Source organism: Amycolatopsis mongoliensis (assembly GCF_030285665.1).
GTDB lineage: Bacteria > Actinomycetota > Actinomycetes > Mycobacteriales > Pseudonocardiaceae > Amycolatopsis > Amycolatopsis mongoliensis.
In genome coordinates this window covers 3,889,590-3,903,979 of sequence record NZ_CP127295.1, presented here as the reverse complement: position 1 = coordinate 3,903,979, position 14,390 = coordinate 3,889,590, and the positions used below count along the sequence as shown (strand labels likewise).

The following is a 14,390-nucleotide window of genomic DNA, read 5'->3' as shown; positions in this document are numbered from 1 at the left end:
GAACTATCCTCCGGGGATGCGCAGCGAAAAGCTCACCCGCGCCTGGTTCGCGGTCACCGCCGTGGTCGCGCTGACCGGCCTCGTCACCCAGGTGATCGCCACCGCGAACGACCCCGGCGGCCGGGTCGCGAACCTGCTCTGCTTCTTCACCATCGACTCGAACCTGCTGGTCACCGCCACCTCGGCGCTCGTCGCCCTGGGCGTCACCCGCAGGCAGCTCTTCGCCGTGCTCTGGCTCGACGCGCTGGTCGGCATCATCGTGACGGGCATCGTCTACCAGGTCGCCCTCGCCGGCCTGTACGAGCTGCACGGGCTTTCGCTGTTCTCGGACACCATGCTGCACAAGGTCACGCCGATCCTCTTCGTGCTCGGCTGGCTCGTCGCCGGCCCGCGCGGCGTCCTGACCTGGCGCACGGTCTGCTGGTCGCTGCTCTACCCCCTGGCTTGGCTCGCCTTCACGCTGCCGCGCGGCGCGGTCACCGGCTTCTACCCCTACCCGTTCGTCGACGCCGCCGCACTCGGCTACGGCCGCGTGACGATCAACTGCGTCGTCATCGGCCTGTTCTTCACCGTGCTCGCGATCGGCGCGCTCATCCTGGATCGCCGACTGTCGAAGAAATCGTCGACAATCCCGGAGACAGCGTCGTAGCGGCTTCGCCCCGCGAACACGAGACGGGCCACGACCGCGTTAGGGTCGGGCCCATGACGGCGATCGTGCAGAACCTGGTGACGTCCGGCACCTTCCAGCTCGACGGGGGCAGCTGGGACGTCGACAACAACGTGTGGATCGTGGGCGACGACGCGGAAGTGATCGTGATCGACGCGGCCCACGACGCGAAGGCGATCGAGAACGTCGTCGGCGAGCGGAAGCTGGCGGCGATCGTCTGCACCCACGCGCACAACGACCACGTCAACGCGGCCCCGGAGCTGGCCGAGGCCACCGGCGCGCCGATCCTGCTGCACCCGGACGACCGCGTGCTCTGGGACCAGACCCACCCCGGCCGCGCGCCGGACGGCGAGCTGGCGGACGGCCAGGCGATCACGATCGCGGGCACGACGCTGAAGGTCATCCACACGCCGGGGCACGCGCCGGGCGCGGTGTGCCTCTACGCCGAAGAGCTGGGCGTCCTGTTCACCGGCGACACGCTGTTCCACGGCGGCCCCGGCGCGACCGGACGGTCCTATTCGGACTACCCGACGATCGTGAAGTCCATCCGCGAGAAGCTGTTCACCCTCCCGGAGGCGACGAAGGTGCACACGGGCCACGGCGAGGGCACGACGCTCGGCGCGGAGAAGACGGCTTCGAGCGGCTGGGACGAAGCTTAAGCGGTGTGCTTCCGGGCGACGAGGGCGAACTCCTCGATCGCCCGGTCCACCGCTCCGGCGGCTTTTCGCACCACGGGCGGCAGGTTCATCCGGTCGAACCCGCCGCCATCGTCGACCTCGAGCCGGACGACGTGCAGCTCGAAGTCCCGTTGGCGGACCACGCGGGCCTGTTCGACCAGCTCGTCGGGGCCGCTCATCACGAGCAGCCCGAAGAAGGACCGCATCTGCGCGCGGGCGACGTAGTAGGAATCCTCGTAGCCGGCGGTGCGCTCGTCGTCTTCCTCGGGGAGTTCACCGATCTCGCGCCGGCGGTGGATGACGTTCAAGTCGATGTTGTGCTGCCGCGCGCGGACGGCCGCCTCGATGAACCCCGCGCACCGGTCGGCCCGGTCCTGCCGCAGCTTCGCACGCCGGGCAGCGTTGAGCTTCCAGGGCTCGAGCAGCGCGCCGAGCGTCACACCGACCAGCGACGCGACGGCCGCGATGACCGCGGCACCGACCGCCGTCAGCACGTCAGCCTGGGCGGTTCCGGCACCACCCGCACACTCCGCTTCGCCTCGTCAGCCAGACTTCGCGCCCACTCCTGCAACCCCGCGACGTCGACGCCGTGCGGCGGCTCGCTCCGGAACGGCTCGATGTTCGCCGCCCCTCGCTCGAGCAGCGACGCCGCGCCCACCGCGTTGCCGCGCGCCGCGTGCGTCAACCCGACCGCGAGCTGCGCGAGGCCGCGCCACAACTCCCGATCGGGCCCGTCGGTCGTCTTCCACGCGTCCTCGAAGACCTCGTGCGCGTGGAACGGCTTGCCGTCGTCGAGGAGCTGCTGGGCCTCCGCAAGCGTTTGCGCCGGTGTCCTCGCGATGCCTTCCGGCTGGCGCTCGACGCCGTCGGCGCCGTAGGGCAGCGGCCGGCCGAGGCCGTCGCGCGGTCGTGCGTTGCGTGCCCGGCCCTCGGTGTCGCGGTCGCGGCGGCTCATGCCCCGATCCTCCCACGTTCGCGGTCCGCGACCCGGCCACGTAGCCTGGGGACTCGTGCGTTTCCTCGACGGCCACCGGCCCGCTCACGACCTGACCTACGACGACGTGTTCCTGCTGCCGAACCGTTCGGACGTGGAGTCCCGCTTCGACGTCGACCTCTCCACCGCGGACGGCACCGGCGCGACCATCCCGATCGTCGTCGCGAACATGACCGCGGTCGCCGGCCGCCGGATGGCCGAGACCGTCGCCCGCCGCGGGGGGCTGGTGGTGCTCCCTCAAGACGTGGACAGTCACGCCGTCGCCGAGATCGTCGGCTGGGTCAAGAGCCGCCACACCGTGTGGGACACGCCGCTGGTGCTGACCGGCGGCGACGCCGTGGCCGACGCCCTCAACCTCGTCCACAAACGGGCACACGGAGCGGTCGTGGTCGTGGACGGCGAAGGCCGCCCGGTCGGCATCGTCGACGAAGCGGCCTGCGCGGGCGTCGACCGCTTCGCGCGTCTGGCCGACGTCGCGCAGCCCCCGCCCGTCGCGGTCCCGCTGACCACGCCGCCGCGAGAGGTCTTCGAGCGGCTCCACAGCCACGGCGCGACCCTCGCGCTCGGCCTGGACGCCGACGGTCGCCTCGCGGGCGTGCTGACCGCCGTCGGGGCCCTGCGCGCCGACATCTACACCCCGGCGGTCGACGGCGACGGCAAGCTGCGCGTCGCCGCCGCGGTCGGCGTCAACGGCGACGTCGCGGCGAAGGCCGAAGCCGTGCTCGGCTCGGGCGTCGACGTGCTGGTCGTCGACACCGCGCACGGTCACCAGGAGAAGATGATCGCCGCGCTGAAGGCCGTCCGGTCGGTGTCGCCGCAGGTCCCGGTGGTCGCCGGGAACGTGGTCACCGCCGAGGGCACCCGCGACCTGATCCAGGCCGGCGCCGACGTCGTCAAGGTCGGCGTCGGGCCGGGCGCGATGTGCACCACGCGGATGATGACCGGCGTCGGCCGCCCGCAGTTCTCCGCGGTCGCCGACTGCGCGGCCGCGGCGCGTGAGCTGGGCAAGCACGTGTGGGCCGACGGCGGTGTCCGCCACCCGCGCGACGTCGCGCTGGCGCTGGCCGCGGGCGCGTCCGCGGCGATGGTCGGCTCGTGGTTCGCCGGCACCTACGAATCCCCCGGTGACCTGCGGTTCGACGAACAGGGCCGTCCTTACAAGGAGTCGTTCGGCATGGCGTCGAAGCGCGCGGTGGGCGCGCGGACGCGCACGGACAACGTCTTCGACCGCTCGCGCAAGGCGCTGTTCGAGGAAGGCATCTCGTCGTCGCGGATGTCCCTCGACCCGGCCCGGCCGGGCGTCGAGGACCTGCTGGACTCGATCGGCTCCGGCGTCCGGTCGTCGTGCACGTACGCCGGCGCTCGCACCCTCGAAGAGTTCCACGAGCGCGCGTTGCTGGGCGTCCAGTCGGCGGCGGGCTTCGCCGAAGGCCGCCCCCTCCCCTCGGGCTGGTGAAAGCCGTGAATGTCGCATTGAGGGACTTCAAGTCCCTCAATGCGACATTCACGGACCTTCGAGCTCAGCCGTGGTCCTCCAGCATTTCGGTGACCAGGGCGGCGATCGGCGAACGCTCCGAGCGCGTCAGCGTGACGTGCGCGAACAGCGGGTGACCCTTCAGCTTCTCGATCACCGCCGAGACGCCGTCGTGCCGGCCGACGCGCAGGTTGTCGCGCTGGGCGACGTCGTGCGTGAGCACCACCCGGGACGCCGTGCCGAGCCGCGAAAGCACCGTGAGCAGGACGTTCCGTTCCAGTGACTGCGCCTCGTCGACGATGACGAACGTGTCGTGCAGCGACCGGCCGCGGATGTGCGTCAGCGGGAGCACCTCGAGCATGCCGCGATCGAAGACCTCGTCGAGGACGTCCTGGCTGACCAGCGCGCCGAGGGTGTCGAACACCGCCTGCGCCCACGGCTGCATCTTCTCGCTCTCGGACCCGGGCAGGTACCCGAGGTCCTGGCCGCCGACCGCGTAGACCGGCCGGAACACCACGACCTTGCGGTGCTGACGGCGTTCCATCACGGCTTCCAGGCCGGCGCACAGCGCGAGCGCCGACTTGCCGGTGCCGGCACGGCCACCCAGCGAAACGATGCCGACGTCGGAGTCGAGCAGCAGGTCGAGCGCGACGCGCTGCTCGGCGCTGCGGCCGTGCAGGCCGAACGCCTCGCGGTCGCCGCGCACCAGCCGGATGCGCTTGTCCGCCGTGATCCGCCCCAGCGCGCTGGAGGTGCCCGCGAGCAGCCGCAGGCCGGTGTGGCAGGGCAGCTCGGCGAGCTCATCCATGCCGTATTCGACCGGATCGACGGTGCTGCCGCCGAACAGCGTGTCGAGCACGTCCTGCTCGACGTCGACGTCCGCCATGCCCGTCCAGCCGGACGGCGTCACTTCCTGCGCGCGGTACTCGTCCGCCTCGAGACCGACGGCCCCGGCCTTGACCCGCAGCGGGATGTCCTTCGTCACCAGCGTGACCGCCGCGTTCTCCGCCGCCAGGTTGAGCGCGCAGGCGAGGATGCGGTGGTCGTTGGAGTCGGTGCGGAACCCCGACGGGAGCACCGACGGGTCCGAGTGGTTCAGCTCCACCTGCAGCGTGCCGCCGTGGTCCCCGATGGGGAGCGGCGCGTCGAGCCTGCCGTACTGCCGGCGCAGGTCGTCGAGCATGCGCAGGGATTCCCGGGCGAACCAGCCGAGCTCCGGGTGGTGGCGCTTCGCCTCCAGTTCACTGATGACGACCAGCGGAAGCACGACTGCATGCTCGGCGAAGCGGGTCACCGCCCACGGGTCCGAAAGGAGGACCGACGTGTCGAGCACGTACATGTGCTGCTGGGATTCGGGCGAGGTCGAGGCTTTCTCCGGGCCAGGAACGGCACCGGTCGAAGAACGGCCAGAGGCCTTACGGGGCAAACGCTGCGCAGTCACGACGGCATCTCCCTCGAGGGCGTGTGCACCTCACGCCCGCACTCGCTGGGCCGGGCACCTCCCTGGCTGGACCACTCCCTCTGACCGGTGGGTCAGGTGGCGCGGCCACGAGGGCCGGGTGCCGGCCCCCTCGTGCGTCTCGTGGGCGGCTGAGCCGCCCCCTCGATCACCGTCACGACCAGGGCCTCCCGCGAGGGCCCGCACTGATCGCGTGCCCTCACCTCGGAAGGTACCTACGAATGCCGGATCGCGCAGGGAGCCAACACGGTGATTCGCCAGATCGTCACCTCACTGTCGGTCGTCCGACATCGACGTCCCGTGACGATCACTCTGCGTTATCGACCTCCCGATCGATGCACACTCGTCGGAATGATCTTGATGGAATTACTGACCCGTTGTATTCACAAGATCGATTGAACAGCTTCTACCACGGCGGATTGCGCCGCGCATTTTGCGGAACCGGTACGAGTGAAAGCGCCTGCATCAGGCTCACACAATGGGCGTACAAGCCGTACGGGATGCCTGATAGACGGGTAATTTTCTCACTGCGGGACACACCACCGGACCCCCGGTGCCCCGGATCCCAACAGTTCTACCTAGGAGTGTGCGAAGTGCTGAAGAAGGCTGGTTTCGTCGCCGCCACCGCTGCGGGTCTCATGATGATCGGCAGCACCGCGTTCGCCGCGACGGGCGACACGACGGGCACCCCGGACCCGACGTTCGGCGACGCCTACGCCACGTTCATCGAGGGCGGCGGCGCCCTGGGCTACGGTGCGGCCTCCCTGGTCGCCGGTGCCTACGCGGGCATCGCCACCACTCCGGCGCTGATCCTGCACTCGCTGGAGCACCACCACCACTGAGTCAGGCCACGCGAAAGGCCCCGGAGCTCGCTCCGGGGCCTTTCGCGTTGTCAGGAACCGAACCGGCGGTGGCGCCAGGCGTAGTCGCGCATGGCGCGCAGGAAGTCGACCCGGCGGAATGCGGGCCAATACGCTTCGGTGAACCAGAATTCCGAATGCGCGGACTGCCAGAGCAGGAATCCGGAAAGCCGTTGTTCGCCGGAGGTGCGGATGATGAGGTCCGGATCCGGCTGCCCCGATGTGTAGAGGTGCTCGGAGATGTGGTCGACGTCGAGGATCTTCGCGAGCTCGTGAATGGTCGTGCCCTCGTCGGCGTGCTGGAGCAGCAGCTTGCGCACGGCGTCCGCGATTTCCTGGCGCCCGCCGTAACCGACCGCGACGTTGACCTCCATCCCGGTTCGCCCTTCGGTGCGCGCGGCGGCTTCACTGAGTCGCTTCGCGACTTCGGTGGGTAGTAGGTCGAGCGCGCCGACGATCCGCAGCTGCCAGGTCTTGCCGGGCGCGGCGAGCTCGTCGGTGACGCCGGTGATGATCTTCAGCAGCGGCGTCAGCTCGTCCGGGTCGCGGTTGAGGTTGTCGGTCGAGAGCAGCCACATGGTGACGACCTCGACGTCGGCCTCCTGGCACCAGCTCAGGAAGTCCGCGATCTTCTTCGCCCCGGCGCGGTGGCCGTCCGAAACGTCCGAGAAGCCCGCTTCACGAGCCCAGCGGCGGTTGCCGTCGAGCATGATGGCGATGTGCCGGGGATGCCGCCCGGCGGCCTGCTGGATGAGGCGCCGGCCGTAGGCGCTGTACACGACGTCGGACAAGAACGAGCGAACACTCACGTCCAGGAAGAGTACGCACCCGGTGTGAGGCGCGTGACTTGACCGCTGCCCGGCAACTTACGGTCCCGTAACCTGGAAGGGTGAGCCTGACGACGGAACCACCCGAGCCCGTAGTGGATCTCCGCCCACGGCTGCGGGGCCACATCCACTTCTGGACGTTCTTCGGCGCCCTCGCGGCAGCGGCGGTGCTGATCAGCCTGGCCGCGTCCACAGTGTCCCCGATCGCGGCACTGGCGACGTCGGTGTACGGCCTGACGATCCTCGGGTTGTTCGGCGTGAGCGCGCTGTACCACCGCCGCCTGTGGAGCCCGCGCGCGTACAAGTGGATGAAGCGCGCCGACCACTCGATGATCTTCCTGTTCATCGCGGGCACGTACACCCCGTTCACCCTGCTGGCGATGTCCAAGCCGACGGGGTACGTGATCCTGTCCATCGTCTGGGGCGGCGCCGTTCTCGGCGTGGCGTTGAAGATGCTGTGGCCGAACGCGCCGCGGTGGCTCGGGGTGCCGATCTACATCGCACTCGGCTGGGTCGCGGTGTTCGTGTTCCCCGAGCTCCTGACGCACGCCGGCGTGGCGGCTCTGGTGCTGCTGTGCGTGGGCGGGGTGTTCTACACGCTCGGGGCGGTGTTCTACGCCGTCAAGTGGCCCAATCACTGGCCGGAGACCTTCGGGTACCACGAGTACTTCCACGCTTGCACCGTGCTTGCGGCGGTCTCGCACTACATCGCGATCTGGCTGGCCATGTACGCCTAGCTGCGGTTTTACCCTTGTGGATCTTCCTCAGGCCGCCGCCAGGCCGTCAGGCTAACTCCTTCAGTCTCTGCGTTGCGACCTACGTCGCACGGCTCCGCTGCGCTCCTGAATGATGACTTCTCCGCCGGACTGCAAAGCCAACTCACGAGCCTTCTCCACCGCATCACGCTGAGTCGTCGAGTGATAGCTGACGGTGTTACGCGCGGGAGCGACCACGTCCCAGCCGCCAGATGCATTTGGCACCACCGCACGGTCTCTTGCACTCAAGTTCGCCAAGTTGTGACTCTTAACTATCTCGCCCAGAAGACTCTTCAAACGCAAGTCATCCTCTCGACCACGCCAGAACGTCACCCAAATATTCCTAGATGCAGCCAGTGACGAATATTTACGAATTATCGCATCTGGCAACTCAAAAGACGTGACAACAAGGCCATAACTGCGGTCGGATTCAAGTTGAAGATAAGCGGTTAGCTGCGCTATAGCCAACCTCACGTCAACCGACCGGCCCGACCTACCGGTTTTAGTCTCGATCAACAGTCGTTGCCCTCCCTTTAGAGTGGCAATCATGTCGGCACGCTTACCACTCGAACTTAGCGGCTCGAGTTCAACCTCTGCATTAGGAATCGCGCGACGGAATGCGTCCGCAAAGTTTCGCAGATACGAAGCCTGACTGCGCCAACTCCCAGCAGATCGGACATTCTCGGTCGAGATTAAGCGAACAGAGTCGACCGGAAAAGCGATTTCTTCGGTCTCATTTACTTCCGACAGGGCAATACTGACAACCACTCGCTCACTAAGCGAGGACCCGTACTTGTTGACAACAACGCCCTCGATTTCGTCCAGCCCCCAGGGGACGACGACCCTGTCGCCAATCTCGGGGCTCAACTGAGAGCCGTCAGAATCCTCTCTTTTCACCATGGTCGACCTCCTCCCAAGAGCTGATTCAGGTAGTCTGCAACAACATCGTCCATAGCGGCCACGAGGGCTTCTATCGTCTTCACTGACTTCTTCAACTGGGTAAGATTGATGGAATATCCATCAGCCCTAAGCGCCGCAAGTTTGACCTCGTCGACGTGCGCAATTGCGTTTCTAACGTGAACAATCTGGTCAAGCTCCCTGTTCCAGCCGCGCGCCTGGGGAAATCCCATATAAATAGCCGGCCATAGCTGGAGGCCGATTTTCAAGAAATCCGACCCTAGATTACCGGAGGTTGCATTTCCCTTATCAAGGTACCGATTGGCGGTCAACTGAACGCGGAGAACTGATTCCAGCGGAACGTTACCGGCGGCCACAACAGAGACAAAATGGTCGACGGATTGATCATGAAGATCCCTACAGTACGCTTGGAACTCACCAGCTAGACGTAGAACTATAGACCAATTTATTTGCGTCGTCTTCCATCGTCGCCCTGGCCGACTCCCACCTACTGCCTGATGGGCACCAACCAGCTCCGCGATACGCGCTCTACGCTGCGCGACCCAGGTGCTATGAGCAGCAGACGACACGTTGCCACGCTATCCGTTAGGCGATATGGCTACCCAGCATATCAACAAGTTTGCCCGATGTGACTAAGCAAGCAATCTACGGCCTTTCGTGTCCGCTCGTGGCTGGTCGGGAGCAGGTGCGTGTAGACGCGCAGCGTGAAGCCCGGGTCCGAGTGGCCGAGGTAGCTGGACAGCGCCTTAATGGACTCGCCCGCGTCGAGCAGGACCGAGGCGTAGAGGTGACGGAGCGCGTGCATCCCGTCCGCCCGGGTCGGCTTCTCGATGCCGGCCTTCTTGAGCGCGGGTAGCCAAACGCTCAACCGAAAGCCACCGCGTCGGAACGGCAGCCCGTCGTAGTCGACCATCAGCAGCTTCACGGTGACCGGCTTGCCCTCGGGGTGGACCCACGGGAGCGTGATCTCGGTCGCCGGGAACTGCTCGGCGTACTCATCCAGAGCGGCCAGCAGCTCACCACCCATCGGCACCTCTCGCGTCTTGCCCCGCTTCGGCGGAGCGAAGCACAGGACGTTGTCGACGATCCGGACCTGCCGCTCGATCTGCGCGACGTTCCGCTCTCGGTCGACGTCGTCCAGGGAGAACCCGAACACCTCACCCTGCCGCAGCCCGATCCCGGCGGGAATCCGGACGACCGGCTTGAACCGGACGGGCAGCGCCTTCAAGACGGCTTGCGCCCGCTCCGGACGCCAGGGCTGCACCTGCCGTAGATCCGCCCGGGGCCGAGTCACGCTCGACGCTTGAGCCGGGTTGCTCACGATGAGCTTGTCCTCCTTCGCGAAGCTGAGGATGGACACGAGGTGGGTGAAGTACAGGACCCGCGAGCGCGTGCTCACCCCGCGATCCTGGAGCCAGCGGAGCCAGGCTTGGACGTCACTGGGCTTGACCGCCCCGATGGTCTTCGCCTTGAAGAACGGCTTGAGGTGGTTGGCGAGACGGCTGATCACCCGCTCTCGCGTCGTGTGGTCGAAGGTCTGCGCCGCGACCCACCGATCCGCGACAACGGAGAAGAGCACTCGCCCGGACTGCGGGTCGACGTACTTGCCCTCCCGCTTGTCCGACTCGACCTCGATGAGGAAGTTCTCGGCGCGCTTCTTCTGCTTGTCCGCGAACGACTTCGAACGTTCGTTGTTGTCCGGGTCGAGATACCGCACCTTGTACCGCAGCCCGATGCCATACAGCTCGGACCTCTCCATAACCGGCTTGTCCTTGTCGTTGAAGAGCAGCCGTCCGGTTTCCGGGTGCCGCGCCTGGCGGTACCACCGGTCCTGAATATGTCCCACGTGGATTCTCCTTTCTCGAAACTGGTTATGCGGCTTCGGTAGCCCAGGCCCGCACGGCGGCCGGGTTGTAGCGCAGGTGCCGGCCGATCTTCTTCACCGGCGGCCCCTCACCGCGCCATTTCCACTGGTAGAGGGTCTTGACCGGGACGCCGAGGTAGTCGGATACGTCCTCGACGGACCAGAGGCGTTCGATGCTGTGGACGTTGTTCATGTGCTCCCCCTTGTCACGCTGCGAGCTGAGTTGCCGAAGTTTCTGGATCACTCCCCGGTGGTCCGGCGGCGGCGAGTAGCGCCCGGTTGTACTCGGCTTTCCACGTGATCCGCTCCGCGATTGCCCGCATGACCAGGTGCGGCCGGGGCGGGACCTGTGGGTCTCCCGGTTCGACCTTCCGCCAGACCAGCCGGGCCGGGTCCGGTTGTGGCTTCTCGATTCCGATCGCTGCCAACGCCTGCTGAACGAACGCCTTGCGATCGGCCTTGTGGTCGTCGAGCGTCTTCCCGGACCACTTCCGCGACACCAGCACCCGCCGCCCCGGCAGCCCGAGCGTGGTCCGCCGATGAGCGCGTCCCTTGCAATGCCCGGGGGTGGTCTTGCTGCCCGCGCCCTTGGGCTGGACGCCGTAGAGCAGCCAGACCGCGCAGCGCGGCGAGCACGGCGTGACCGACAGTTCGGCGTGCAGCCGGTCGTGGTGATCCCGCAGCCGCGCGGTGTCCGCCTCGACCACTTCACCGGTGGACTTGGTCAGGTACTTCGTGAGGTAGCCGATGTGGCGGCCGGCCTCTTCGGTCCCGCCGAGGATGCCCTTCGAGTGCACCTGCTGCCCGAAGGTCACCACGTGCGCCGGGTCCTCGACCTGGTCCACGGCGTCGTCCCAGCTGGTCAACGGTTCGCGGGTGTCCGGGTCGAGGAATGCCCGGGTGTCGCCGTCCCAGACCGGCAGCCGCTCCGTGTAGACGATCTGGTCGTGGTTGGGCCACCAGACCTGGTGATAGGTCGCTTCGGTGACCTGACGGATGACGTCGTGCGGGATGGCACCGCGGATCGCCGCGTGCAGGTGCGGAGCCGTCCGCTTCTGCGGCTCGACCGTGGCGAAGTACTGGGCATCCCAGCCGACGACCCGGCGGAGGTTCTGCCACCACCGGTCCACCAGCGCCGAGAAGTGCACCGCATCCCGAGCGGCCCGCCGGTAGTCGTACTGCGCCGGGTCGATCGGTGCGCCATCACGGACCGGGCCGTAGGAGTCGCAGGTCAGGGTCACGAACATGGACGGGCGGAACTTTCCCGCGTACTCCCGGCCCACGGTGGTCTTCGCGACCTTCTGCCGAGGCAGGTTCGGAGCATCCTGCCGCCGCTTGGTCGACCGCTTCACCGCCCGCTTTGTCGGCACGTCGAGGGCGGGCAGCCGACCGCGCATCCCGAGTTGCCGAAGTTCCGCATCGACCCCGGCGACCTCCTCCCGCAACTCCTCCGCCTCGGCCTGGTCGTGCTCGACCACCTCCCGATACGCCGCCACCAGGTCCGCCCGGTAAGTCAGCAGCTCCTTGTGATCCTCCGAGGGCGGCTCGGCGGCGAGGACGGGTTCTTCCGTCATGTGCCAGCCCTCGCGGCACTGGGCCTGCCGCAGCGCCTTCGCCTTCCGCGCACACGGCAAGCACACCGACTCCACAGTGGACCCGCAGGGCACGGGGACGTAGCGGAGTTCGCCGGTCTCGGTGTCGCCGACCTCCATCGTGAACGGTCGGACACAGACGCCGTGCTTCTCCGCCGTCGCCCGGATGACATCAGCCGCCAGCGGGGCCCGCATCCGTACAGCGCGTGTCTCGCTCATCAGGCCGCCACCTCCCCGGGCGTCGACCAGCCACGCAGCAGATAGACGGGCATGTCCTGCTTTGCCCCGGCAGGGAGGTCCGGGAACGTGCTCGGCTCGAACCGCACCACCCCGAACACCACGACCGGGATGCCGCACGGCGTCCGGCCACTGATCGACAGATGCACCCACCGCCCGTCGACCAGCCGCCACAGCCGCGCCGAAACGTCCTCGAGCGTCTGCGTCCACACCAGCAACGCCCGAGCGACCGCCGTCAGGCCGTCAACGTCCAGTTGGACCGTGATCGGGCTGGACCAGGCGTTGACGTCGACCGAGGCAGCCGGCGGCAGCTGGTGCGAGTCGAGGTGGTCACGGATCGCGTCAAGGAAGATCATCAGCCGGTTCACGCGGCCACCCCCTCACCGCCGTGGCGCAGATCCGCGACACCATCATTGGTCACGTACGCCTCCAGCGCCTTGACCGTGGAGTCGGAGACCCACCCGGCCCGGATGCGCAGCGGCTCGCGGATGCCTTCGCCCCACACGTAGCCCACGCCCGCTTCTGAGTCGCCGATTCGGTTTGCCCAGGCACCGCGCTCATACGCGCCGTCACCGAGCACCATCCCGACGTGCGTCTTGGACGTCACGCGCAGACACACCCGCCGGGTGAACAGCTCCCGGACCGGGACGGTGTCTTTGGTCGGCTCTTGGACGTAACCGCGGACCGAGATCCCCAGCGCCCGGCCTTGCGTCGTCAGCAGCGCGACACGCTCCACAATGGCCTCACGGGTCTTGCGATCGGTGTACTTCGTCAGCGCGCCGATCTCGTCGAACTCCAGCAGCTCCAACGGATACTCCGTCGACACCGGAATAGTCCGCAGCCGACCGGCGAACGCGCGCTTGCGCGATTCCATCTCCTCCACCAGGCCGTCAAGCAGCTCGACCGCGTCCTTGCCGCCCACCGCGTAGCGGGAGAAGATGCCGCGCCCGTACGCGAGTTCCATGCCCTTGGGGTCGATGCCGGACATGCGCACCACCCCGGCCCGGATCGCTGAGGCCGCCGCGACCAGCGGGCACCACATGACGCTGTTCTTGCCTGCCCCGGAGGCACCGGCGGTCAGGCAGTGTGCGCCGGAGCCGAGCAGCGGGACGCGCCAGTCACGCCCGTACTCGGTCCGACCTGCCCAGACGTTGCGCAGGTCCACGCCGGTCGAGTCGACGCTATCCGGGACCTGGGGGCCGGTCACACCTCCGGCGAGCAGGTCACGGCGCTGGAAGTCGATCGAGACGACGTTGGGATCCAGTTCGCGGACCTGACAACGAGCGACCTTCCGGGCGACGGCCAGCGCCCGGGCGGCGTCGTCGAAGTCCTCCGGCTTCTGGCCGGCCACCAGCTCCACTCGCACCTCATCCCACGAGGCACCGGAGCGGACGCCGAGCACCTTCGGCAGCCGCGCGTTCGGTCGGTTCGACGTCGAGCGGGACAGCGCGCGTCGACGGCCGACGAGGTTGACGTTCACCACGACCGGCAGCGCCTCATCCCGCACCGAGAGACCGCAGGCGTGCAGCCACTCCGGCAGCTTCCGCCCGTAGACCGCCCACCGTGCCCACCACGAGCGCAGGAGCCGCCAGCACCACTGGTCGAACGAGATAGCGTCGATCGCCCACCACGTCGCAAGGACCGCCGCGATACCGCCCAGGGTCAGTGCGAGGGAGAGCCAGCCGAACAGCTCGCACCAGGCGTAGACCGCGACCACGACGAGACTCGTCCGCCACCGGGTCACGACCTGCGCGAGCATCCACACCACGGCCTTGCACAGCCACCACAGGGCTACGAACACCACGGCCGCCGCAGCCAGACCTTCGACCACGGACGCCAGCGCGCGGCCGATCTTGTGCAGCACCCACACGCCGAGCCCCAGCCCAGCGAGGGCCACTACCGCGAAGCCTGCCGACATCACCGATCACCCCGCTTTACACGGAGGTCCAGCGGCAGCATTCCCAAGCAGGGAGCGCACTTGGTCTCGTGGGGCAAGAGTTTGGCGAATCGTTTGCAGGAGGCGCAGCGCGTTCGGGTGACCCCCGTTGACGCTCGCCGGTTGTCAT

Annotated in this window: 16 protein-coding genes; 5 read left to right on the top strand and 11 right to left on the bottom strand. The window is 67.6% G+C overall.

The genetic code is table 11. From position 1 onward, the window contains the following. Nucleotides 1-16 precede the first annotated feature (16 nt). Complete coding sequence (locus QRX60_RS19080; RefSeq protein WP_286002119.1) at nt 17-649, top strand: Pr6Pr family membrane protein; 633 nt, start codon at nt 17-19, stop codon at nt 647-649. Between the two features lie 53 nt (nt 650-702). Next, nucleotides 703-1,326, top strand: a complete 624-nt coding sequence (locus QRX60_RS19075) for an MBL fold metallo-hydrolase (protein ID WP_286002118.1) — start codon at nt 703-705, stop codon at nt 1,324-1,326. Here QRX60_RS19075 and QRX60_RS19070 read toward each other — a convergent pair. Both QRX60_RS19070 and QRX60_RS19065 read right to left on the bottom strand, forming a co-directional pair. Continuing rightward, entirely contained in the window at nt 1,323-1,838 is a 516-nt protein-coding gene (locus QRX60_RS19070; RefSeq protein ID WP_286002117.1) for a hypothetical protein, read from the bottom strand. The genes QRX60_RS19075 and QRX60_RS19070 overlap by 4 nt on opposite strands. Continuing rightward, a complete protein-coding gene (locus QRX60_RS19065; protein ID WP_286002116.1) occupies nt 1,832-2,299 on the bottom strand; it encodes a DUF309 domain-containing protein in 468 nt (155 codons plus the stop codon). Before QRX60_RS19065 ends, QRX60_RS19070 begins: the two co-directional genes overlap by 7 nt. A 55-nt stretch (nt 2,300-2,354) precedes the next feature. Here QRX60_RS19065 and guaB1 point away from each other — a divergent pair, with 55 nt between their 5' ends. Further along, complete coding sequence (guaB1, locus tag QRX60_RS19060; RefSeq protein WP_286002115.1) at nt 2,355-3,794, top strand: GMP reductase; 1,440 nt, start codon at nt 2,355-2,357, stop codon at nt 3,792-3,794. Between the two features lie 64 nt (nt 3,795-3,858). On the opposite strand, the gene QRX60_RS19055 is transcribed toward guaB1, so the two are convergent. Continuing rightward, on the bottom strand, nt 3,859-5,151 hold the full coding sequence (locus QRX60_RS19055) for a PhoH family protein (RefSeq protein WP_093948437.1): 1,293 nt from the start codon (nt 5,149-5,151) through the stop codon (nt 3,859-3,861). Between the two features lie 713 nt (nt 5,152-5,864). Here QRX60_RS19055 and QRX60_RS19050 point away from each other — a divergent pair. Beyond that, complete coding sequence (locus QRX60_RS19050) at nt 5,865-6,113, top strand: hypothetical protein (RefSeq protein WP_286002114.1); 249 nt, start codon at nt 5,865-5,867, stop codon at nt 6,111-6,113. A 50-nt stretch (nt 6,114-6,163) separates the two neighbouring features. Here QRX60_RS19050 and QRX60_RS19045 read toward each other — a convergent pair whose 3' ends face one another. After that, nucleotides 6,164-6,940: an isoprenyl transferase gene (locus tag QRX60_RS19045; RefSeq protein WP_286002113.1), complete on the bottom strand. Its 777-nt coding sequence runs from the start codon at nt 6,938-6,940 to the stop codon at nt 6,164-6,166. A 113-nt stretch (nt 6,941-7,053) separates the two neighbouring features. Between QRX60_RS19045 and trhA the strand changes: the two genes are divergently transcribed. Then, nucleotides 7,054-7,695: a PAQR family membrane homeostasis protein TrhA gene (gene trhA / locus QRX60_RS19040; protein WP_286003639.1), complete on the top strand. Its 642-nt coding sequence runs from the start codon at nt 7,054-7,056 to the stop codon at nt 7,693-7,695. A gap of 60 nt (nt 7,696-7,755) precedes the next feature. On the opposite strand, the gene QRX60_RS19035 is transcribed toward trhA, so the two are convergent. From QRX60_RS19035 to QRX60_RS19005, 7 genes are all read right to left on the bottom strand, one after another. After that, complete coding sequence (locus QRX60_RS19035) at nt 7,756-8,613, bottom strand: DUF2188 domain-containing protein (protein WP_286002112.1); 858 nt, start codon at nt 8,611-8,613, stop codon at nt 7,756-7,758. Further along, nucleotides 8,607-8,987, bottom strand: a complete 381-nt coding sequence (locus QRX60_RS19030; RefSeq protein ID WP_286002111.1) for a hypothetical protein — start codon at nt 8,985-8,987, stop codon at nt 8,607-8,609. Before QRX60_RS19030 ends, QRX60_RS19035 begins: the two co-directional genes overlap by 7 nt. 254 nt (nt 8,988-9,241) lie before the next feature. Beyond that, nucleotides 9,242-10,477 carry a tyrosine-type recombinase/integrase gene (locus QRX60_RS19025; protein ID WP_286002110.1) on the bottom strand — a complete coding sequence of 412 codons (1,236 nt, stop codon included), beginning with the start codon at nt 10,475-10,477 and terminating at the stop codon, nt 9,242-9,244. A gap of 25 nt (nt 10,478-10,502) precedes the next feature. Further along, the gene (locus tag QRX60_RS19020; RefSeq protein WP_247018703.1) at nt 10,503-10,688 is read right to left on the bottom strand and encodes a helix-turn-helix domain-containing protein; all 186 of its coding nucleotides are present in this window, start codon (nt 10,686-10,688) and stop codon (nt 10,503-10,505) included. A 13-nt stretch (nt 10,689-10,701) separates the two neighbouring features. Beyond that, nucleotides 10,702-12,306, bottom strand: coding sequence for a replication initiator (locus QRX60_RS19015; protein WP_286002109.1), 1,605 nt, complete (start codon nt 12,304-12,306; stop codon nt 10,702-10,704). Then, nucleotides 12,306-12,692, bottom strand: coding sequence for a hypothetical protein (locus QRX60_RS19010; RefSeq protein ID WP_286002108.1), 387 nt, complete (start codon nt 12,690-12,692; stop codon nt 12,306-12,308). Before QRX60_RS19010 ends, QRX60_RS19015 begins: the two co-directional genes overlap by 1 nt. Beyond that, entirely contained in the window at nt 12,689-14,242 is a 1,554-nt protein-coding gene (locus tag QRX60_RS19005; protein ID WP_286002107.1) for an FtsK/SpoIIIE domain-containing protein, read from the bottom strand. Before QRX60_RS19005 ends, QRX60_RS19010 begins: the two co-directional genes overlap by 4 nt. Nucleotides 14,243-14,390 lie beyond the last annotated feature (148 nt).

Bases quoted from the DNA above. Each gene is read 5' to 3' on its own strand.
- QRX60_RS19080 (WP_286002119.1), top strand. From the start codon at position 17: ATGCGCAGCGAAAAGCTCACCCGCGCCTGGTTCGCGGTCACCGCCGTG.
- QRX60_RS19075 (WP_286002118.1), top strand. From the start codon at position 703: ATGACGGCGATCGTGCAGAACCTGGTGACGTCCGGCACCTTCCAGCTC.
- QRX60_RS19065 (WP_286002116.1), bottom strand. From the start codon at position 2,299: ATGAGCCGCCGCGACCGCGACACCGAGGGCCGGGCACGCAACGCACGA.
- QRX60_RS19055 (WP_093948437.1), bottom strand. From the start codon at position 5,151: ATGTACGTGCTCGACACGTCGGTCCTCCTTTCGGACCCGTGGGCGGTG.
- QRX60_RS19035 (WP_286002112.1), bottom strand. From the start codon at position 8,613: ATGGTGAAAAGAGAGGATTCTGACGGCTCTCAGTTGAGCCCCGAGATT.
- QRX60_RS19020 (WP_247018703.1), bottom strand. From the start codon at position 10,688: ATGAACAACGTCCACAGCATCGAACGCCTCTGGTCCGTCGAGGACGTA.
- QRX60_RS19015 (WP_286002109.1), bottom strand. From the start codon at position 12,306: ATGAGCGAGACACGCGCTGTACGGATGCGGGCCCCGCTGGCGGCTGAT.
- QRX60_RS19005 (WP_286002107.1), bottom strand. From the start codon at position 14,242: ATGTCGGCAGGCTTCGCGGTAGTGGCCCTCGCTGGGCTGGGGCTCGGC.